Raw genomic sequence first — 22,041 nt, 5'->3', positions numbered from 1 at the left:
TAATTAAAACCATGGTGCCAAATGAAATTCTATTGCCAAACCTAATACAACTATCCATACTAGGGTTACCGGTATTAAAATTTTCCAACATAAACGCATAATTTGATCGTAACGATACCTAGGAAACGTTGCCCTCATCCAAAAATAAGTAAAAACAAAAAGTGACAATTTAAGTACAAACCAAATTATCCCAGGCACCCAGGCAAAAAGTGCGCCTAAAAAGGGTATTCTTTGAAAAGGTGATAGCCATCCACCTAAAAAAATAACTGTTGCAATCCCTGCTACTAAAAGCATATTGGCGTATTCCGCCAAAAAGAAAAGCGCAAACATGATTCCGGAATATTCAACGTGAAATCCTGCGACAATTTCCGATTCGCCTTCCGCCACATCAAAGGGAGCACGATTCGTTTCCGCTACCGCTGTTATCCAATAGACTAAAAATAACGGCAGTAACGGAAGCCAAAACCAATGCCATATTCCTCCGGCTTGACGAAGAATAATTCCTTGCAAATTCATGGTTCCCGCTGCAATAAGAACACCGACGAGAGTAAAACCCATGGGAATTTCGTAAGAAACTACTTGGGCCACTGAACGAAGTGCTCCAAAAAAAGCATATTTAGAATTTGATGCCCAACCAGCAACTAAAATTCCATAAACTCCTAAAGAGGTCATAGCAAATAGAAATAATAGTCCTGCATTTATATTGGCTAATATCCATCCTTTAGCAAAAGGAATCACGGCCCAAGCAGCCAAGGCAGGCATTAACGACAACACAGGCGCAATAATATAAAGGTATCGGTTCGAAGCCGTTGGAATAATAATTTCTTTGAAGAGCAATTTAAGTGCGTCCGCAATAGGCTGAGCGAATCCTCGAAACCCTACGCGATTTGGCCCCACCCGCGATTGAATATAACCAATAACTTTTCGTTCAGCGAACGTCAAAAAAGCAACCACAAGCATTAATGGAATTAAAATAATGACAATTTTAATAATAATTAAAACCAAGGTAATCAATTGGTCTGCCACTATTCGCCTCTTTCCAATGTAATTGCTGTTTCTGCTTGACCAAAACCAGCTGTTTCCGCTAATCCTGATGCCAGAAATACCGTATTATTCGCTAATCGATCTTCTATCATTAACGGTAAAATAATTCGGCTTTCACCCTGAATTGCTGTAACCCACTCTCCCGCTTTAAGTCCCAATTGAGAGGCTGTTTTACGGTTGAGTCCTATTGCAATCATTTGATCGCTCAAAGTTTCTTGTAACGGTTCGGAGCGACGAACTAAATTATCTACTCGCACCATTGGCCAAGGCGCCAGGCGTGCTAATTTCGAATTCCCGCCTGGAAATTTGAGTGTAAATTCAGAATCTAATGAAAAAGACGAACGTCTCCTTTCTGCGTGGATTTTCTGCTCTATGTCCCACTCAAGTTCCGGAATGGCTCGATAAACTTCATGGCGGACATCTTGAATCCTTTTATAATCAAATCCCGGTAACTTAAAATAATTGCCGAGTACTCTCAATACCTTCCAACCAGCTTGTGAGTTTTTTTCTGGTGCACTCGCGGCTAAAAATGATTGAGAGCGCCCTTCAACATTGACAAATGTTCCACCAGATTCGGAAAAAGGTGCTATAGGCAGCATAACATCGGCATAAGTTTCCATTTGGGAATTTGTAAATGTTGTTAAAGAAACAACAAATTTACCCTTCCTTAGAGCACTAATGGCTTTTGCAGGGTAAGCACAATCCAATTCAGGCTCCAAATTTAATATAAAATAGGCTTTCAAGGGATGCCTTGTGAGCATCGTTTTTGCATCAAATCCTACTTCGTTTAATTGTTTGCCCGCAGGCCCTCGATGAGGAATCACACCGGCCAGCCAAGCACCCGCGCTGTTTGACCCTTCTGTAAGAATTCCCACACTTGCCCCACTTTGTTGCCCAATAAATTGCGCAAGAGCTCGAATAGTAGCAGAATTTTCGTGGTGTAAGGCATGTTCTCCTAAGAAAATAGCGGCTTTTTCAGCAGTTCTTAAAACCTCCGCAATCGTTTTCGCTTTTTCTTTGCAACGAACCTCTGCCAAAATTTCAGGGACGTCATCACTCGCTAATATTTTGGCGACCTGAGCTAAGGCGTCTGGTAATTCTTGAGGCGAAACAATCAGTCTTTCCTCAAGGTCAAAAACAAAAGGAAAGTCCATGGGATTAATGGCTAATATCTTGGCCTCTTCGAAGCGGGCTTTATTAATTCGATGACTAATCAGAGGTTGTTCAAAACGAATATTCGATCCAATTAACAAAATGGCATTCAATTTTTCGATATCAGCAATAGGCAGCCCCAAATTAGGGAACGACGCAAATTTGTGTTGATCGCGAAAATCTTGCCAACGGATTCGGTGATCGATATTGGAACCACCTAATCCTCGGAACCATTTTTGGAATAAATAAACTTCTTCCAGCGAAGCATTCGGTGATACTAGTGCGCCTAATTGATTCACACTATATTTTTTAATGAGGGCTTGGGTGCGACTCTTAATAATTTCAAAAGCTTCTTCCCAAGCAACCTCTACCCATCCCCCCTCTTTTTTTATTCTAGGCTGATAAATTCGGGATGGATGATAGAGCCCAAAATGACCGAAACGATCACGATCACTCATCCAGGTTTCATTTACCACTTCATTTTCACGGGGAACAGCGCGCATAATTTTACGTTGAGGGGCAAACTCTTGCCATCGACTGTGCAAGAAAATATTTCCTCCTACACAATCGTGCGGTGCTATAGCAGGAACCTCGCGAAGTTCCCAACCTCGCTCCCGATACCGTGCGGGTTTATCCGTCAACGCACCTACAGGACAAATATCAATAATATTCCCCGACAATTCCGATTGCATAAAATGCTTAACGTAAGTCGATATCGCCTCTTTCTCGCCACGATTAATTACTCCAAGTTCAGGAAAGCCAGCAATTTCTTCTCCAAATCGCACACAGCGGGTGCATTGAATACAACGAGTCATTTCAGTTTCAATTAAAGGACCAATATTTTCGCTAAACACAGCCCGTTTTGTTTCTTCGTAATTAGAGTGAGACCGACCAAAACCCATTACTAAGTCTTGTAATTCACATTCACCCCCTTGGTCACAGATAGGGCAATCCAACGGATGATTTATTAACAAAAATTCCATTACGTAGCGTTGAGCTTCGATGGTTTTTTTAGATTTGGTGAACACTTTCATTCCGGGAGTCACCGGCGTCGCACAGGCAGGAAGCGGTTTTCCTGATTTTTCAACTTCGACCAAACACATTCGACAATTGGCTGCGATAGATAATTTTTTGTGGTAACAGAAACGCGGAATATAAATACCCATTTCATCCGCAGCTTCGATAATAGAAGCGCCTTCTTCCACCGTAGTTTTTTTACCGTCTATTTCGAGCTCAACCATATTCTTTACCGTTTTGTCATTCCTTATTCCACCATACACTTCCCATGTTCCAAATGGTAGCCAAACTCATCATAAAAATGCTTTAACATCCCACTAACAGGCCATGCGGCGGCCTCTCCAAAGCCACAAATAGTACGACCTTCGATGCCTTTAGCCACGCGACTGAGCTGCTCTAAATCTCGTTTCGTTCCTTCGCCGTTCTCAATTTGATGAACTAACCGATAAATCCACCCGGTTCCTTCCCGACAGGGCGTGCATTGGCCGCAGGATTCATGCATATAAAATTTAGAAATCCGTTCTAATACTTTCACCATACAGGTGGATTTATCTATCACCATAACGCCACCCGAGCCCAACATAGACCCTGCCTCCATTATTCCATCAAAACTCATAGTGGCTTTCATTATAATGTGGGCAGGCAATACAGGCATTGAACTACCACCAGGAATAACTGCTTTTAATTCGCTACCCTCACGCATCCCCCCTGCTAATTCCAATAAATCGGCAAAGGGAATTCCTAAGGGAACTTCATAATTTCCGGGTTTAGCGACATGACCGCTTACGGAAAAAATTTTAGTCCCACCGTTTTTTGGAGATCCTAAATCCGCAAACCATTTTCCCCCTTTTTCTAAAATCACCGGCACGGAAGCAAAAGTTTCTGTGTTGTTAATAACGCTGGGACGGCCATATAAGCCAAAATTAGCTGGGAAAGGCGGTTTGAAACGAGGCCATCCTCGTTTTCCCTCTAAAGAATTCATGAGGGCCGTTTCTTCCCCGCAAATATAGGCAGCAGCGCTGAAATGATTATAAATTTCAATATCAATGTCTGAATTTAAAATATTCTTCCCAATTAATCCTGCTTCTCGTGCTTCTACTAATGCTTGTTCGCATCGATTGAAAGGCTCCCAAAATTCACCACGCAAGAAATTATAACCAACCGTCGCCCTGAGCGTATAGCAGGCAATCGCAATTCCTTCCAATACTTGATGAGGATTAAATCGCAAAATATCGCGATCTTTAAACGTGCCAGGCTCACTTTCGTCAGAATTACAAATAACGTATTTTTGTCCTTGCTTATCACGCGGAACAAAATTCCATTTCAATCCCGTGGGAAAACCAGCTCCTCCTCGACCCCGCAAGGAAGATTCTTTAATTTCATTAATGATTTTTTCAGGTGGTGTTTTTTCTTTAAGTATTTTTCGTAATACTTTGTAGCCTCCAACACTTTCATACGATTTTAGTGTCCAAGGCTCATCTAAATGCAGAGTCCGATAACAAACCGCATTACGAAGCATTTGTTTTCGACTCCTGCTCTAATTTATCAATTATGGCTAACATTTTTTCTGGCGTTAAATTTTCGTAAGATTTATGATCATCGATTTGACACATAGGAGCTCCCCCACAAGCTGCCATGCATTCCACGCTTTTTAGCGTAAATAAGCCATCAGGCGTGGTTTCATTAAAATCGATCCCCAGGCGTTTTTTAACACCTGCAACGATTTCATCACTTCCACGTAAAAAACACGATACGTTCTGACAAATTCCAATTTTATGCTTACCAATCGGTTTCAAGTTATACATGTCATAGAAGGTGGCTACTTCATAGGCCCATACGCGTGATAATTCTAAATAATCCGCCACAGCATTTATTGCTGCTTCGCTCAACCATCCACCATTTTGTTTCTGCACAAATAATAGGGCAGGTATTATGGCCGATCGCTTTTGATCGCTCGGATATTTCACTAACCAACGATCAATTTCTTTTGCCACCTCGTCACTAATAACAATGGAGGAGTTAATTTCTTTCTTCATTAACGATCTATCTCGCCAAATACAATATCAATACTAGAAATAATAGTGACTAAATCAGCAATCATATGCCCACGACACATTTCATTTATTGCAGCCAAATGAGGATAGCTTGCCGCTCGTACTTTAACACGATAGGGTTTATTCGCTCCATCAGAAACGATATAAACTCCAAATTCACCTTTAGGTTGCTCTACAGCTGCGTAAGCCTCACCCTCAGGAACAATATAACCTTCAGTGAACAATTTAAAATGATGAATGAGTGCTTCCATATCCCTTTTCATAACTTCACGTTTCGGCGGAACGATTTTATGGTCATCGATCATCACCGGTCCGTGATTTTTTTGCAGCCATTCTACACATTGACGAATAATTCGATTCGACTCCCGCATTTCTTCAATGCGAACCAAATAACGGTCGTAACAATCGCCTTCACTGCCGATAGGAATATCAAAATCCACTTGATCATAAGCCGCATAAGGTTGTTTTTTTCGGAGGTCCCATTCGACCCCCGATGCGCGTAACATTGGCCCGGTAAAACCTAATTGTAAAGCTCTTTCCGGCGAAACAACTCCAATACCTACTGTTCGCTGTTTCCAAATCCGATTATCTGTTAATAGCGCTTCATACTCATCCACTAATTTGGGGAATCGCTCGGTAAAATCCCAGATAAAATCTAACAAGGACCCTTCTCGAGCTTTATTTAATTTCTTAACTTCTTTTTCACTATGCCAGCGTGAGGCCTTATATTTTGGCATACTATCAGGTAAATCACGGTAAACACCTCCAGGGCGATAATAGGTGGCATGCATTCGCGCTCCGGACACAGCCTCGTAGCAATCCATTAAATCTTCTCGTTCACGAAAACAATAAAGAAAAACAGTCATTGCTCCAACATCCAATGCATGAGCGCCTAACCATAATAAATGATTTAATATGCGTGTGATCTCATCAAACAGGGTACGGATATATTTTGCACGAATAGGGGGCTCGATTCCTAATAATTTTTCGATCGCTAACACATAACCGTGCTCATTAGCCATCATCGACACATAATCCAAACGATCCATATAACCAATCGTTTGATTATAGGGTTTGCTTTCTGCTAATTTTTCTGTAGCACGATGCAATAAACCAATGTGAGGATCCACTCGTTGAATTACTTCACCATCCACTTCAATAATAAGTCGTAATACACCATGAGCCGCAGGATGTTGCGGTCCAAAATTAAAAGTGAAATTACGAACTTCAGCCATTTATTCGCCTTTTTTATAGCGGTTATCGGAACGAATTACTTTTGGTACTAACACTCGAGGTTGAATACTCACAGGTTCATAAATACAACGTTGTTGCGCTGCATCATAACGAAGCTCGATTTCCCCAATCAAGGGAAAATCCTTACGAAAAGGATGACCCACAAAACCATAATCCGTTAACAATCGTCGCAAGTCGGGATGACCATCAAAAACAATTCCAAATAGATCGAAAGCTTCTCGTTCATACCAATCTGCTGAATTCCATAATTTGACGACGGAAGGCACTATAGGTGGATCATTATCCACATAAACTTTTAACCGCACACGCTGGTTATGACGTAATGACAATAAATGATACACAGCAGCAAAGCGCGGCTTATTCCAGGGAATCATTTGTTCTTGTATGTTTTTTCGAAAACCGCGACTAAAACCTGTGTTTGTTGTTTCTTCGGTACGCCATTCACTGGTACCGTATTTTAAATAATCCACACCACAAATATCTAACAACAATTCAAAATAAAAAGGAGCCTCATCTCGCAAAGCCGTACAAACTTCTAAGAGAGAAGTGGGAAGTAATTCTATTGTGACTATATCGAGCTCATCATCTAGGTTTTCTATGAGAGTCGAAAAACGATCTTTGAGGGCGTTGGTTAAAATTTTTTTATCAGACATTCTGTCCCCCTAAATCTTTTCGATCAAATATATTTCGATACCTAACTTTATTTCGTAGCTGAATAACCCCGTAAAATAAAGCTTCCGCTGTCGGCGGGCAACCTGGCACATAGACATCGACCGGCACAATTCGATCACAACCTCGCACTACCGAATAGGCATAATGGTAATATCCTCCAGCGTTTGCGCAGGAACCCATAGATATCACCCAACGGGGCTCAGTCATTTGATCATAAACCTTGCGCAAAGCGGGGGCCATCTTATTACATAATGTGCCGGCCACGATCATCACATCAGCTTGACGGGGGCTCGGACGAAATAAGCCTGCCCCAAAACGATCCAAATCGTAACGAGAAGAAGCGCATTGCATCATCTCAATCGCACAACACGCGAGCCCAAATGTCATGGGCCATAAAGAGCCGCTCCGCGCCCATCGGACTAAATCATCGAACGACGTAAGGAGAAAACCTTCTCTGCTTAACAATTGATTCATTTATTCCCACTCCAAAGCACCACGTTTCCATTCATAAATAAATCCAACCGCCAAAATTGCCAGAAAAATAATCATTGCCCAAAACCCTAACCAACCAATATGACGTAAAACGACAGCCCATGGAAATAAAAAGACAGTCTCTAAATCAAAAATAATAAAGAGAATAGCCACTAGATAAAAACGAACATCAAAAGGCAAATGGGCGTCTTGAAAAGTTTCAAAACCACATTCATAAGGAGATAATTTGTCTTTATAAGGTCGGCGAGGTCCTAAAAACCAACCTATTGCCAGTGCCACCATCCCAATAAAGATACCTATACTAATAAACACCAAGATTCGAAAATAATGTGCTAACACTTGCAATTGCCCTTAAAATTAAGGTCATCTCTACACAGGAGAGATAACAAGTCGAGTATAATTTTACCCACTGGGGCATGATTTTACTGCATCGATGCAGAATATATAACAAAGCTTTCTTAACAACAATTGGTGCCGAAGGCCGGACTCGAACCGACACGGGTTTCCCCACTGCCCCCTCAAGACAGCGTGTCTACCAGTTCCACCACTTCGGCATATCAATGAACGCTTGAGTGCCTGTCCCAGGTTAAAAATTTTTAAGCGGCGCTGTGGGTCTGTAAGGGTGGCACTTTTATCCCCTCACCTGGATTACGTGAGGCTAGATAACCAAACCCAATGCTTGTAGCAAAAAAACCAACTGCCAAAATAATCGTCACTTTCATGAGAAAAGGTGTCGCGCCCGTGCTTCCAAACATCGTATTAGAAGCACCACTACCAAAAGCCGGCCCTGCGTCAGCCCCTTTACCATGTTGCAATAATACTAACCCAATCAAGCAGACCGAAATCAATACGTGAATGATTAATATAGTTGATTGCATTGTTCCCCTATTTTCAAAAAATGTTCAGCTTTCAAAGAAGCGCCTCCCACTAAGGCACCATCAATATTTGCCATTGTAAATAAAGCCCTTGCGTTCTCTGGTTTTACACTGCCTCCATATAAAATCCGGGTATTCTCTGCTATCGTGGCGTCATAGTGTCGCAATTGCTCCCGAATAGCAGCATGAACTTCTTCTGATTGAACGGGAGAGGCATTTTTACCCGTTCCGATAGCCCATACAGGTTCATAAGCAATTACGATATCGCTTAATGAGGCCCGATTATCATGCATCCGCAATACAACTGCAAGCTGCTCTTGAACGATTTCAAGGGTTTTCCCCGCTTCGCGCTGCGCTTCGGTTTCCCCTACACAAATTATTGGGCGAATCCCATTTTCCAGAGCTCTCTTTACTTTCCGCGCGACGGATTCATTTGTCTCACCGTGCAGCTTCCGCCTTTCGGAATGGCCGATGATAACGTAATGGCACAAAAAATCGCGTAACATCGTCGCTGATATTTCACCCGTGTAAGGTCCGACCTCATACTCGGAGACGTCTTGAGCTCCCCAGGAGATTTGAGTTCGCAGCAACGCTTCTTTACATTGCGGGATGAAAATATAAGGAGGGATAACGAGTAACTCCGCTGTTTCTATTCGTTCGCACCCGTGTTTTAAACCTTCTAACAATCCAGCAATGCTCTGAAGAGTTCCATGCATTTTCCAATTCCCTGCCACCAATGGACGACGGCCCATATGATTGCTCCTCTGCTAAATCTCCGTGCAATTCTATCGAAATCAAGAAGATAATACAAAGCTCTAGGAATAAGAAAGAAAAACCTGAAGTTATTTAAAACTCCTCCTTCACTAAAATTCTACCTTCTGCAGCAAGGGTCTAAGTATGGGTTGTAAAGAAAAAAAGGACCGCTTCCGCGTTCCTCTAAGCCTCCAATCTGTGGAGTCTGGAGCGGGCTTCCTTGCGCAGAAATTCATCCATGACTCACACAGACCTTAGACCTACCTCATCATGTTTAGAGTTTACCGAGGACTTTTTTGTCTATCACCCCCCGAGAGAACTTCAGCTGAACTTCCTTATCTATTAGGTTTCCTAAACACTTACGTTTCCCATCAAGGGACTTTCAATATATCACCCTAGTTTCCTTAAAAAAAAGAATAAAACGAGACGCACTCTACAAAAAGAAAGCCTAAATACTAGAGGAAAAAATAAAAATTTAATTTAATTAAACGGTTAGAAAAAAGTTGTTTGAAAAGGTATACGAAGAAGTATAAAATTTCTGCATACAAAATCAGAAATTGCTTACATAGTTTTCAAGCAATTTCTTATAAGTATTAAACAGTCTTGAGAATTAATCTAGAGGAATTTCGTACAGTATTATCATATCTTCTCGAGAAAGGAAGTAGAAGTAGGTAAATAGCTTTTTTTTAAAAAATTTTCTATATGAATATTAAAATACAATTGATCAATTTTCGATTTAATAGAGCTTAATTCTTACCTGATTTTGTGCATTTTATTTAGATAAAATTGGTAATCTAGACTTCCCCGAATAATTCGATAAAGTTTTTTCCAAAATTTCATTCTCGTTGTCAGTAGTCCCCTTAAAATTAGCTAATTTAATTCCTGTCAATTAAAGCACAGCCGTATCTCCGGTTCCTAAGAACGCTATGGTTATTGGGGACTTCAAACTACCAGCAAACACACTTGCAAGAACGGATTTTGGAATCGAGCTATCATTTTGAGCGATATTAGTTTTAATGCCATGGCAAATCATACATTTTTGTAATATCGGCTGGAGATTTTCCCTTTTGAAAAAGACGCTTGGGTTTCTACCAATTGTTTTCAAGCATAGGTTGGATCTGCGCAGAAGCGGTTTTTAAAGGAAGAATATAGCTGGCTACTACATGCTCTTATTCTTGGAATCACTAAGTTTCCATTCTTTAGCTCAATTACATCGCTATTATTGCCGTCTTTCAACACATCGTTGCTGAATGCCGCTGCTATAATATTGGGATTAGCAGTAATTTCCTCTTTCGTTCCATTGCGAGTAAATATAGAGGAGTTGTTTGAATTTTTAAATTCAAGTTATTAATCACTCTTTTTAGTTAACAGGGTATTTATTTTTTGTTGTATTAATGCCTGTTTAATTTGTTCTTTCACCTTTTCCAAAGAACGCTTTTCTCCGCTACTTGCATAAAATTCTTTAATTAATTTTTTAATTTCAACATCGATTACTACTACTTGATGACGGAGTATCTCAGGAGAAAGCAGGAGATAAGAAATACTCACCTTTTCCGACGCTTCAAAAGCTTGGCGGTGTCCGTAATAATAATCTGCCACCATTTTTGGCGTAACTTTGATCTTTCCATAAAAATGAACACTAAGGATAATAAAGTAACGAAAATCACGTCTTTGATTAATCAATTCGTAATTGCTTTTCACTTCATTCGGTAAGATAAAAGCACTATTCATTATTCCGCTTTGCACTTGCTACACTATTAACGCATTTTTCATTTGCGTCATAAATTGTCTATTAATAAAGAATTTTCAGAGAGAAATTATTAAAACTGCAAAGAAGAAAATTGTCGGTTTTCTTAAAAAGTCGGCAGGGTCATGATTACTTAATCCACTTGTTCAGGACTTACATCAAAGCCCAATTTTTTTTTGCAGAATACACTTGAATATGATTCAAAATCAAAACCTTGTAAAGTATAATGTTTAAGTTCATTGTTCTGAATTGCAGTGAGAGAGTGTCTAATCTTTTGCGAATAAGCTCGCTGTAGGCATTGAAATATTTGGTTCAACTCGTTTTCAGTAATTTTTTCACCATTCACTAAAGTCTTTTACCTTCACCTGCGTTAGATTGTAAATAATATTGAATGCCCCAGAAAATAAAAGAAAGGAAAATAACAGATAAGCATTATGATGCCAGCAATCCAACCTTTATATGTTGTTCATGAAGTTTTTTAACATGCCGTTAACTCATAGAAATGGCGGAGTGGACGGGACTCGAACCCGCGACCCCCGGCGTGACAAGCCGGTATTCTAACCAACTGAACTACCACTCCTGTACAGAAGACTGACGACACAGTTGGTGTACCTACACTAGGTAATAACCTAATTGTCGCGAAACAACAGCAATCTGTCTTCTGTCCTCAATCCTCTGTCATCCTGAATGGGTGCTGAGGGATTCGAACCCCCGACATTCGCCTTGTAAGGGCGACGCTCTACCAACTGAGCTAAGCACCCATATCGTTTTCCATGAACACCCGAACTTCAGTGTTCGCACTACCTATTCGGGGAATGCACCAAAAAAATTGCCCCAAAATTACTAAAACTCTGGGACAATGAAGATAGCGGATATGTCTGAGTTAATCAAGCCTAATTTATTCTTGTTTATTTAAATTTCACTTCGGTTTTATTTTTTACCTCTATTCAAAGCCTCTTTTAGCTTTTTACCTGCTGAAAATCTCGCCACTACACTGGCAGGAATTTGTATAGGTTCCCCTGTTTGGGGGTTGCGTCCCGTTCGGGCTGCGCGTGGGCTTGCTTTAAAGCTACCAAAGCCCACTAAGACCACATCCTTACGACTTTGTAACGATTCCGTCACAGAATCGACAAATGCATCCAAAGCTCGATTCGCTGCATTTTTCGAAATACCGGCCGACTCTGCCATGACTTCAATGAGATCATTTTTATTCATAAATTCCTCTCGGTAGTTCCATCGATTAATGGTCGGGCTTTTTTGTCCCTTCCTCGATTGTTCAGGTTATACCAACTGCTTTCTCCGACTGTCAAGCAAGCAAAGCTTCATAAGAAATTTTGTTTCTTATTTTAGGGACGTAATTGGATTTAAGGAACGTAATTAGCGACATCTACTTAACTAACCGCCCCCCATCCGAGCCTTAGTAATTTTTCCGTCCAAGGTCTATTTTTTATTCTAAAACTAATGAAAGGCACGGCGTTTAAAATTTCTGAGCTTCATTTCGCCCCCGATTATAATGATTTTAAGAGCGTCGGGACAGGAAAGTTATTCAGTTCCACCTATCGTCAATGCATCGATTTTGAGGGTAGGTTGCCCCACCCCGACCGGAACCGATTGCCCCGCTTTTCCACAAATACCAATCCCCGAATCAAGTACTAAATCACTTCCCACCATCGATACTTTGGTTAAGATATCAGGACCGTTACCAGTTAAAGTGGCGCCTTTAACAGGCCGTGTGACTTTTCCTTTATCAATTAAATAGGCTTCACTAGCAGAAAAAACAAATTTTCCGGAAGTAATATCAACCTGGCCACCAGAAAAATCCACGGCATATAATCCCTTTTTTACCGAAGCAATTATTTCTTGGGGATCGCTTTTACCTGGCAATAGGTACGTATTCGTCATACGAGGAAGAGGCAAATGCGAATAGGATTCACGCCGACCGTTACCGGTCGGCGCCATTTTCATCAAATGAGCATTATGACGGTCTTGCATATAATTCTTTAAAATGCCATTTCCAATCAAGATTGTTTTCTGCGTTACTGTCCCTTCGTCGTCTACGCTCAAAGAGCCTCGTTTGCCCGGAACAGTTCCATCATCTACGACTGTGCATAAAGGAGAAGCGACCCGTTCCCCTATTCGTCCACTAAAAGCAGAATTTCCCTTGCGATTAAAATCACCTTCTAAACCATGCCCAATAGCTTCGTGAAGAAGAACTGCCGGCCACCCGGCTCCGAGGACCACCGGCAAAGTACCCGCCGGCGCATCGTCAGCCTCTAAATTTTGGCACGCCTGACGAACGGCTTTATCTGCGTAAGAATATGCCGTTGACAAAAACATTTCATAACCGCAGCGAGCACCACCACCCCCGGAGCCCTGTTCCCGGCGGCTATTTTGTTCCACGATTACGCGGACTCGTAAATTCACTAACGGTCGCAAATCAGCTGCCATTGATCCTTCATTATTTAGGACTAACACAACCTCATGACGTCCTGTTAGGCTGACAACCACATGCTTCACACGGGGATCTTTAGTTCGAGTATATTGATCAATGCGCTGTAGTAATTCGACCTTCTCTATCGTAGTCATTGAATTAATAGGATTGAGTTGAGAATAAAGGGGTTTAATTGATTCTTTATGTAAGACATCTATAAGTGTAGAGCCACCGGAATAAGCAATACTCTTTGCAGAATGTGCCGCTCGTAACAGAGCTTTCGCATTGATATCGTCCGCATAAGCAAAGCCTGTTTTTTCGCCACTAATAACTCGTAAGCCGAATCCTTGATCAAGGGAAAAATTACCTCCTTTTACAATACCTTCTTCTAATGTCCAACTTTCTTCCTGGATGCTTTGTAAAAATATGTCGGCACTATCAATAGAGGGGCCCATAGCCCGGCCCATGATTTTTTCTAAGTTGTTGGGAGTAAGGTTAAAGGGTCTTAAAAGAAAATCGTTAGCAATTTGAATTAAGTCACTCATCTTTATTTATCAGTGCATTTGAAAATTAGTTTTAGCAGGAGCAGGTAAGGTGACTACCGGCTTATTCCAAGAACCCACAATATGATAATTCACCTCAGCTGCTTTGCCAACATGCGGCGCCAAAACTTGATTAGCAATCCAGGTAATAACTCCCGCTAAAGGCCCACCGGCAAGACCCACGATCAACGGCAATGTTGAAGTTATATTTGGCACAATTTCTAAATAAAAATCATAATTTTTATTTAGAAAACCAATAAGCCCTTTAATCTGAATCCAGGCAATATCCCCTACTAGAGAGGCATCTTTGGTTCTAGCAACTCCTTTCGATAAAGAAAAATTTCCCTTAAATAAATTAAATGCGAATCCTTTTTTAGAAAAATTAGCAAGATTAATGGGTAATTTAGGTAATGACTGTAAACTAAATAAATTAAGTAGGCGACCAAAACCTAATTCGGATTCAGCTTCCTCAATTAATTCTGTCACGCGTCCCTGATAAAAATTAATTTTAATATCACCGTTTAAAGGGGCAGCCACAAATTGATCAGGTGATCCTGACCATTGCAACGAAAAATCAGCTCGTCCTTTTCCTCCTTCCAGAGCTTCAGTAATTCCCCATTTCTTAAGGAGGGTTCCCAAATTGGAACTCACAAACTGTCCCGCTAACTGCGTTTCTGTTTGGTTTTTTTTGCGCTGCCATTTTCCTACAGCTTTAATATAAAACAAGGGGCCTGTTGCCGTAAAATTATCGATATTCAAGCCGGTTTTTATTTTCGACGTTTGCATTATTAATTTACCTAACACATTTTTACCATAACGGAAATCATTAATAGTTAAATCCATAGACGGTAAGCTTTTAGGATCTAAGCTTTTAGGATCCCACTTCATTTGGTTATCTTTCATTTTTTGGGGCAAATAAAATCGCAAAAAATATCCTCGCCATGCACGATGATTGGAGAAAATTGAAAGATCGCCCAAAATTAAAGGACTTTTTATATTTACTGACCAGCCTTTGTATTGAGAGGATAAATTGAGACTAGTATCTGCTTTGGCTTTTAAAGGATTACTATAATGGACTTTAATCGCTGAGGTTTTATTATTGTGAAAAAATAAGGCTGCATTTAGAAAAACAGAATCTTGCGCCAGTTTATCATAGGGAGCAGGGAGCGTAGATTTAACTCCAATTAAATTAGTCATTAGAGAAAAACTATTGGTTACGGAGTCATTATCGCTGCGTAATTTTAACAATGCACGATAGGAAGTTGATCCACATAAATAGTCTAAAATTGGAAAATTAAATTGCTTTTGCAAGACCTCGATCGGGATTTGACCACTCATTTCAATCTGCAACACTGGCGAGAGCGTCCCAGGATTGATAGTAGCAATGGAAAAATCGATTGATGAACCTAAAAATTGAGCTCCAATATGATTGGCTGAAAAATTTTCATTAATAAAATGAAAATTTCCAGTGACTTGATTAAGTTTTATTCCCCAATTTTTTAAAAACAATTGTGCATTATTAACAAACAAACTCCCATCTACGTTTGTATTGGCTACGTGCTGAATTAGGGGAATTTTGAGATTTAAATTTGCTCTGAAGGGCCTATTTGGAATAATGGCTTTAATTTGTTTAGCGACTAAAAGAGGAGTTGCTTGCAGAAATCGAAAGCCGTCTGTTAGATTAGAAACCGACCCACCACATACCACTAAAATGGGCTTAGCCCAATGAGCTATTGCGGCTTTTAAATGATTTAAAGGATTTCCCATTATTTCTGCGCGATCTGCGACAATATTCAAACTATCATTATGAAAAGCAACTGTCCCATGAATATTTTTTATATTTGGCCATTTAGGGTGGTAATGTAATGTCACGCTGTTCACATCAGCAATCATGTCAAAATGCCCTTCTTTATGGATGAAAGGAAATTTCTTTAGAGGGCCTTCCAAATCTACAATGCCCGCAGTTATTTTTCCAGCCACAAATGCTTTATTCAACCAGGCTGATAAATCAGAACTCATATAACGATATGGTAAATAAGATTTGATGTTATTTATATTTTCTACTTTGAATTTTCCGTGCAATGAAATATAAGGCAATTTATTTGCAGGTAAGGATAAGCTCCCCCATCCCTGCCATTGCCAATCATTGTTGCCTAAATAGGCTTGCGATACATCAATATCCCAACTCAGTGAGGAGCGATGCCATTGAGTAATGAAATTTAATCGCTTTAATACTAAAGGGGCCTTAAAAATTCCTGGAACATTAATTGTGCTACTGCTTGATTGTAATTTGAGCTTTGCTCTTGAAGGATTTATATCTATCGAACCCGATAATTGCGAACCTCCGGGCAAATTATTCCAAGGTTGAAAACTTAAGGCAGAAAAATCGGTTCTTAGATGATAATAAAGTTTTTGTTTTCGAGGAAAATAAAACAAACAGAAACGATGAACCTCCCCCGATGGTTGAATCTTTCGATAAAGTTTCTGAAATTTTTCCAGCCAATATCCTATTTTTTCAGCGAGGGGGGGAATGTCTCTTAATCGAAGATAATTAGTTCTGAATAAAATTGCAGGAATTGAATTCTCATAAATTACACGGACACCGAAATTATGCTCCGGCCATTTTTTTTCTCCAGTTCGCAGAAAAATGTCATTCCCTACTAATCCCCAACCATTCACATAGGGCTTCCAATATAAATTGGCGGAGATGTGATCGAGCGATAGTATGTGACCCTGATTAAAGATTAATCGTATATTATTACCTGCTATTAAGCTTTGCAATGATTTAAGAATTCCTTTATGAAACCTTGCCCATAATTGTATATCCCCTTCTCCCGACCCCATCATCGACAAATTTTTAAAATATTTCTGTAAAAAATAAGTATCTAGCCATTGTTTAAAAATTACATTTTTAGTTCCGACATAAAGACTCATATTATCAGACGAAGTCGTAATCAAAAATCGGAATTGCGTCGGAACTTCTTGGAATAAACTTCCCACTCCGGCTATTTGATGATGTAAAATTCCATTAATTAAATTAACACGCAAGTTATTAATAGGAATTAGGTTACCCTGTAATGTATGATAATTGATGCTAATCGCTTTTAGCATGACGTTGGATTGATTCAATATCCATAAAAGAATATTTTTCACATCTCCTAAATCAGCCACCACATGTTTACGGCTAAAATTAGCGATTCCCCGCACACGCAATTCTCCAGCTGATGTTTCAGAAACATCAAACTGGGCACCAGAAAGCACTAAATGACTCGGCAATAATCGCCAATCAAATAAGCTATGAAAGAGATCAATACTGATAGAAAGTTGTTTGATCCGTAAAAGCGATTTCTGACGAGCAGAGTCAGTAATAAACACATCTTGAAAGCTGATGGCTGGATCAAGTCCATACCAAATTGCTTTAATGCCGCTAATGTGCACAGGTTGATGTAAGACGCTACTCGCCCATCGCTCAAAAAAATCACGCTTATGGTTAAGTATGGGAATTGTCAAACGAGCGATATTAATCAATACAGCAAAGAGAATTACAAGGCTTGCCACCGTCATTAACAACCATTTTTCACAACGGCGTACTAAAATTTTAAAATTCATCAGCCAAATTTAAATCGGTGTTGGTAATCGTTTAATAAAAATCGTAACCACGGCCATAAAAGCGTAGTACTTACAAGAGACAACCAGTATTTTCCAGTTAATGGAGAAGAGTCCGCCATTGCCATAATCCAATATTGTAACGCGAGGTATATCGCTATAGTGATTAAAACTAATATCGTTTGTTGCGAGGCGGGCAGGCTGTGGATGGGTATTTGAAAACGAATGAAAAAATAAGCAAGGCAGGTAAATAATAGCGCATGTTGCCCTAAAATGGTTCCCATAAGAAAATCCAGCAAAAGACCTATTACGAAAGCGGCGCCAATGCCGACTCGATAGGGAATAGCAATCATCCAAAATAAAAGAATCATCAAAACCCAGGCAGGTTGGTACCATACGACCCATTCAGGAAGAGGCAGGATAGTTAGCATCATTCCTACTAGAAAAGTGAGTCCGATTAAAATTCTTTGTTTAAAGATATCATCTTCCATTTTCTTTAGGCCTCACTGAGGAAGATGCTAACTCTTCTCGTACCGCATTTTTTAACGAAGCCCTATCCGGCCAAACCATTAACACTTGTTGCGACTGATCTAAATGGGCTGATGGCTGAAGAACAATTGTAGCAAAACGCTTAGCAGGATTATGCGTTAACTCGGAGACCACCCCCACAGGATAACCTACTGGATAGCGCAACCCGAGCCCAGAAGACATAAAAAGGTCACCTTTTTGGATATCGCTGGTATCTAGGACATTAATCAGCATGAGCTTCCCAGAGCTTCCCAACCCGACTGCAATAGCACGAATACCATTCCGGTAATCTTGGACAGGAACAGCACTCTTAGGATCAGAAATCAACATAACATTACTCGTCAAGGGGCTCACATCAACTACTTGCCCAATAATGCCATAAGCATCCAAAACAGGTTGCCCCACATAAATATGTGATTGCGTTCCCTTATCAACCACAACTTGTTGGAGATTAGGATCTAAATCCACAGCTAACAGTTGGGCAACAAGCAACCGCAAGCCATCCATTCGAGAAGTTGATTTTAATAATTCCCGTAACTGGGCATTTTCTCGCTCAAGAGCAAGAAGTTTCTGCAATTTCGATTGCAGTAACCACTCATGGGCCCGCAGGCGGGCATTGTCCGCCATTAATTGCTGTTGAGTGGTAATATTCGTAGCAATCCAGTGGATTGTTTTAATAGGAGCATTCACTAAATATTGGATAGGAAGCACAACTAAGGACAAATCAGCCCGAACCTTCTGAAAAAAACCTGCTTTTTGGTCCAAAAGAATCAATACAATTGACAAACCCATACAAATAAGGGTACGCAATCCGGGCATTGAAGAACGTTTAAAAATTAATTTAATGATACTTTCCTCTTGTTTTCCCTATCAAAATTCCCTTTTAAGTATTAATCTCGTGAAAGAAATTCTCCACCCATTGATCGCATCAATTCCAAAGCTCGACCACCGCCACGAGCTACACAGGTAAGTGGATCTTCCGCTATTACCACAGATAGAGCTGTTTCTTCCATTAAGAGTCGATCAATATCCTTTAACAAAGCTCCGCCGCCTGTGAGCACCATCCCCCGTTCCGCAATATCCGCAGCCAACTCGGGCGGCGCTTGTTCCAAAGCCCCACGGACCGCACCGACTATTCCCGAAAGTGGTTCCTGCAAGGCTTCAAGAATCTCATTATTAGTAAGCGTAAAGCTTCGAGGCACACCTTCTGCTAAATTTCGACCACGTACTTCAATCTCTTTAATTTCATTGCTAGGAAATGCGGCGCCAATTTCGTGTTTAATTCGTTCTGCCGTAGTTTCACCAATCAATGCTCCATAATTACGGCGAACATAATTAATAATAGCCTCATCAAAACGATCACCACCAATACGTACGGATTCCGCGTAGACAATCCCACTCAAAGAAATAATCGCTACCTCAGTAGTCCCCCCCCCGATATCTACTACCATAGAACCACTAGCTTCCTCGACAGGTAAGCCGGCACCCATTGCTGCTGCCATGGGTTCCTCAATCAAATACACCTCACGAGCTCCAGCTCCCAAAGCAGATTCTTTAATCGCGCGACGCTCGACCTGAGTAGAACCACAGGGTACACAAATCAAAACACGAGGGCTGGGACGCAAAAAACGAGTTTTATGAACTTTATGAATAAAATACTGCAACATTTTTTCAGTGACATGGAAATCAGCAATAACACCATCCTTCAAAGGACGAGTCGCAAGGATATTGCCAGGAGTACGGCCTAACATGCGCTTAGCTTCTGCTCCGACGGCTGCGACACTTTCCTGGCCTCCCCGGACATCTTTTCGAATAGCCACTACTGAAGGTTCATTCAGAACAATACCGCCTTGTTCGACCACATAAATTAAGGTATTAGCGGTACCTAAATCGATTGAAATATCATTCGAAACTAGACCACGCAATTTTTTTAACATGGAAACTCTTCCTATTAGCTCTGAGATGTTGCAAAAAATGCAAACTTACTTTAACCGAAAACTTAACTAGAGGAAAGGCTTAGGGACGTCAGACACGACTAATGGATCCTTAGACTGTCTTCCATTCCACGTCTTCTGTATAATGCACCCCTTAATGGAGGGTTAAATAATGTCCACTTTAAACAAAAGTGATATTGATAAAATTGCGAACCTAGCCAAACTCAATATCTCTGAAAGTGAAAATCAATTGTTGGGGCAAAATTTAAATGAAATTCTTAAACTTGTAGACAAAATGAATCAGATAGATACATCCCATATCGAACCTCTTGCACATTCCTCTAGTGAAACGCAACCTTTTCGGGAAGATATTGTCACAGAATCGAATCAACGCACTTTATTTCAAAAAAATGCACCTCAAGTAGAAACTGGACTTTATATGGTCCCTGTGGTTATTGAGAATGAAGAATAACGGATAGACACATGCATCGAAAAACCATAGTTGAATTAAGCAAAGATTTGCAGGCTAAGAAAATATCGAGCGTAGAACTTACGCAACATTTTTTGGATCGGATTAAAAATTTTAATCCCACATTCAACTGTTTCATCACTATTAGTGAAGAGCAAGCGTTAGCACAAGCTAAAGCAGCCGATGCACTTTTAACTAAAGGCGAAGCAACTCTTCTGACCGGCATCCCAATTGCCCATAAAGATATTTTCTGCACCCAAGGAATTAAAACTAGCTGCGCATCCAAAATGCTAGACAATTTTATTGCTCCTTACAATGCTACAGTCGTAGAACGTTTGAAGGCAGCAGGAACTGTTTTAATTGGTAAAACCAATATGGATGAATTTGCGATGGGTTCTTCTAATGAAAATAGTTATTACGGACCTGTCCGAAATCCGTGGGATATCAGCCGTATTCCCGGCGGCTCTTCAGGAGGCTCTGCGGCTGCTGTAGCAGCTCGAATAACTCCTGGAGCAACAGGAACTGATACGGGAGGCTCTATCCGCCAACCCGCCGCCTTATGCGGTGTCACCGGATTAAAACCTACCTACGGACGAGTTTCTCGTCACGGCATGATTGCTTTTGCTTCAAGCTTAGATCAAGGCGGACCATTAACTCAAACTGCTGAAGACGCCGCCTTGCTTCTCAATATTATGGCTGCTCACGACAAAAGGGATTCGACTAGCATAAAAAAAGACACTCCCGATTATTTGTCCACATTGAGCCAATCCTTAAAAGGTTTAAAAATCGGTCTCCCCAAAGAATGTTTTAGTGGCGGCTTAGATTCAGCTGTAGCAGAAGCTATTGACACTGTTAAAAAAGAATTCGAAAAAATGGGTGCTACCTTAGTAGACATTAATTTACCTCACACTGAGTACGCCGCACCGGTTTACTATGTGTTAGCCCCTGCTGAGTGTTCTTCCAACCTGGCGCGCTACGACGGGGTGCGTTATGGATATCGTTGTGCTAATCCTGTCAACCTCGATGATCTTTATAAACGCTCCCGTACAGAAGGTTTTGGCCCAGAAGTTAAGCGCCGAATCATGGTAGGCACTTATGTGCTTTCAGCAGGATATTACGATACTTACTACCTAAAAGCACAAAAAGTACGCCATTTAATCAAAAATGATTTTGTGGAAGCTTTTAAGCAGATACACGCTATTTTAACTCCTGCAACACCCACTCCGGCCTTCAAATTAGGTGAAAAAACAAAAGATCTCGTCGCAATGTATTTGTCGGATATTTATACCATCGCCGTCAACCTCGCAGGATTACCCGCTATTGCATTTCCGGCAGGATTTATCAACCAACTCCCTATTGGTGCTCAATTAATTGGAAATTATTTTGAAGAATCACAGCTATTAAATATGGTACACCGTTATCAACAAGAAACCGATTGGCATAAAAAATTGCCGCCTGAGTTGAGGTAAAT

General features: G+C 40.6%; 19 protein-coding genes and 3 tRNA genes. 2 read left to right on the top strand and 20 right to left on the bottom strand.

The window, feature by feature from the left end; all coding sequences use genetic code 11:
* Nucleotides 1-3 precede the first annotated feature (3 nt).
* The 20 genes from nuoH to CleRt_RS01800 form a co-directional block, all read right to left on the bottom strand.
* Nucleotides 4-1,026, bottom strand: a complete 1,023-nt coding sequence (gene nuoH / locus CleRt_RS01905; protein WP_048874987.1) for an NADH-quinone oxidoreductase subunit NuoH — start codon at nucleotides 1,024-1,026, stop codon at nucleotides 4-6.
* A complete protein-coding gene (gene nuoG / locus CleRt_RS01900; protein WP_048874986.1) occupies nucleotides 1,026-3,437 on the bottom strand; it encodes an NADH-quinone oxidoreductase subunit NuoG in 2,412 nt (803 codons plus the stop codon). The genes nuoH and nuoG overlap by 1 nt, the downstream gene beginning before the upstream one ends.
* 23 nt (nucleotides 3,438-3,460) lie before the next feature.
* Complete coding sequence (gene nuoF / locus CleRt_RS01895; RefSeq protein ID WP_048874985.1) at nucleotides 3,461-4,732, bottom strand: NADH-quinone oxidoreductase subunit NuoF; 1,272 nt, start codon at nucleotides 4,730-4,732, stop codon at nucleotides 3,461-3,463.
* Nucleotides 4,722-5,249 carry an NADH-quinone oxidoreductase subunit NuoE gene (nuoE, locus tag CleRt_RS01890; protein WP_048874984.1) on the bottom strand — a complete coding sequence of 176 codons (528 nt, stop codon included), beginning with the start codon at nucleotides 5,247-5,249 and terminating at the stop codon, nucleotides 4,722-4,724. The genes nuoF and nuoE overlap by 11 nt, the downstream gene beginning before the upstream one ends.
* Nucleotides 5,249-6,502 (bottom strand): NADH-quinone oxidoreductase subunit D, encoded by a 1,254-nt coding sequence (locus CleRt_RS01885; RefSeq protein ID WP_048874983.1) that lies wholly within the window; start codon nucleotides 6,500-6,502, stop codon nucleotides 5,249-5,251. Before CleRt_RS01885 ends, nuoE begins: the two co-directional genes overlap by 1 nt.
* Complete coding sequence (locus CleRt_RS01880; RefSeq protein WP_048874982.1) at nucleotides 6,503-7,174, bottom strand: NADH-quinone oxidoreductase subunit C; 672 nt, start codon at nucleotides 7,172-7,174, stop codon at nucleotides 6,503-6,505. It abuts the gene before it with no gap.
* Nucleotides 7,167-7,667: a NuoB/complex I 20 kDa subunit family protein gene (locus CleRt_RS01875; RefSeq protein ID WP_048874981.1), complete on the bottom strand. Its 501-nt coding sequence runs from the start codon at nucleotides 7,665-7,667 to the stop codon at nucleotides 7,167-7,169. Before CleRt_RS01875 ends, CleRt_RS01880 begins: the two co-directional genes overlap by 8 nt.
* Nucleotides 7,668-8,030 (bottom strand): NADH-quinone oxidoreductase subunit A, encoded by a 363-nt coding sequence (locus CleRt_RS01870; RefSeq protein ID WP_157870795.1) that lies wholly within the window; start codon nucleotides 8,028-8,030, stop codon nucleotides 7,668-7,670.
* Nucleotides 8,031-8,154: 124 nt separating this feature from the next.
* Nucleotides 8,155-8,239: transfer RNA gene (locus tag CleRt_RS01865), tRNA-Leu, on the bottom strand.
* Nucleotides 8,240-8,281: 42 nt separating this feature from the next.
* Nucleotides 8,282-8,563 carry a preprotein translocase subunit SecG gene (gene secG / locus CleRt_RS01860; RefSeq protein ID WP_048874979.1) on the bottom strand — a complete coding sequence of 94 codons (282 nt, stop codon included), beginning with the start codon at nucleotides 8,561-8,563 and terminating at the stop codon, nucleotides 8,282-8,284.
* Nucleotides 8,545-9,312 (bottom strand): triose-phosphate isomerase, encoded by a 768-nt coding sequence (gene tpiA / locus CleRt_RS01855; protein WP_048874978.1) that lies wholly within the window; start codon nucleotides 9,310-9,312, stop codon nucleotides 8,545-8,547. The genes secG and tpiA overlap by 19 nt, the downstream gene beginning before the upstream one ends.
* A gap of 1,348 nt (nucleotides 9,313-10,660) precedes the next feature.
* Complete coding sequence (locus CleRt_RS01850; RefSeq protein ID WP_048874977.1) at nucleotides 10,661-11,044, bottom strand: hypothetical protein; 384 nt, start codon at nucleotides 11,042-11,044, stop codon at nucleotides 10,661-10,663.
* Between the two features lie 519 nt (nucleotides 11,045-11,563).
* Nucleotides 11,564-11,640: transfer RNA gene (locus CleRt_RS01840), tRNA-Asp, on the bottom strand.
* A gap of 108 nt (nucleotides 11,641-11,748) precedes the next feature.
* Nucleotides 11,749-11,821: transfer RNA gene (locus tag CleRt_RS01835), tRNA-Val, on the bottom strand.
* 169 nt (nucleotides 11,822-11,990) lie between these two features.
* Nucleotides 11,991-12,275: an HU family DNA-binding protein gene (locus CleRt_RS01830; RefSeq protein ID WP_048874975.1), complete on the bottom strand. Its 285-nt coding sequence runs from the start codon at nucleotides 12,273-12,275 to the stop codon at nucleotides 11,991-11,993.
* 327 nt (nucleotides 12,276-12,602) lie between these two features.
* Nucleotides 12,603-14,036 (bottom strand): metalloprotease TldD, encoded by a 1,434-nt coding sequence (tldD, locus tag CleRt_RS01825; protein ID WP_048874974.1) that lies wholly within the window; start codon nucleotides 14,034-14,036, stop codon nucleotides 12,603-12,605.
* 9 nt (nucleotides 14,037-14,045) lie between these two features.
* Nucleotides 14,046-17,642, bottom strand: a complete 3,597-nt coding sequence (locus tag CleRt_RS08195) for a YhdP family phospholipid transporter (protein WP_053097825.1) — start codon at nucleotides 17,640-17,642, stop codon at nucleotides 14,046-14,048.
* Entirely contained in the window at nucleotides 17,642-18,130 is a 489-nt protein-coding gene (mreD, locus tag CleRt_RS01810; RefSeq protein ID WP_048874973.1) for a rod shape-determining protein MreD, read from the bottom strand. Before mreD ends, CleRt_RS08195 begins: the two co-directional genes overlap by 1 nt.
* Nucleotides 18,120-19,016, bottom strand: coding sequence for a rod shape-determining protein MreC (mreC, locus tag CleRt_RS01805; RefSeq protein ID WP_048874972.1), 897 nt, complete (start codon nucleotides 19,014-19,016; stop codon nucleotides 18,120-18,122). The genes mreD and mreC overlap by 11 nt, the downstream gene beginning before the upstream one ends.
* A 41-nt stretch (nucleotides 19,017-19,057) precedes the next feature.
* Complete coding sequence (locus tag CleRt_RS01800; RefSeq protein WP_048874971.1) at nucleotides 19,058-20,104, bottom strand: rod shape-determining protein; 1,047 nt, start codon at nucleotides 20,102-20,104, stop codon at nucleotides 19,058-19,060.
* Between the two features lie 169 nt (nucleotides 20,105-20,273).
* Here CleRt_RS01800 and gatC point away from each other — a divergent pair, with 169 nt between their 5' ends.
* Nucleotides 20,274-20,573 carry an Asp-tRNA(Asn)/Glu-tRNA(Gln) amidotransferase subunit GatC gene (gatC, locus tag CleRt_RS01795; RefSeq protein WP_048874970.1) on the top strand — a complete coding sequence of 100 codons (300 nt, stop codon included), beginning with the start codon at nucleotides 20,274-20,276 and terminating at the stop codon, nucleotides 20,571-20,573.
* An 11-nt stretch (nucleotides 20,574-20,584) separates the two neighbouring features.
* Nucleotides 20,585-22,039: an Asp-tRNA(Asn)/Glu-tRNA(Gln) amidotransferase subunit GatA gene (gene gatA, locus CleRt_RS01790; RefSeq protein WP_048874969.1), complete on the top strand. Its 1,455-nt coding sequence runs from the start codon at nucleotides 20,585-20,587 to the stop codon at nucleotides 22,037-22,039.
* Nucleotides 22,040-22,041 lie beyond the last annotated feature (2 nt).

The sequence above is a fragment of the Candidatus Coxiella mudrowiae genome, assembly GCA_001077715.1.
GTDB lineage: Bacteria > Pseudomonadota > Gammaproteobacteria > Coxiellales > Coxiellaceae > Coxiella > Coxiella mudrowiae.
The sequence above is the reverse complement of the archived record's forward strand: the minus strand, read 5'-3'. Positions and strand labels throughout refer to the sequence as shown.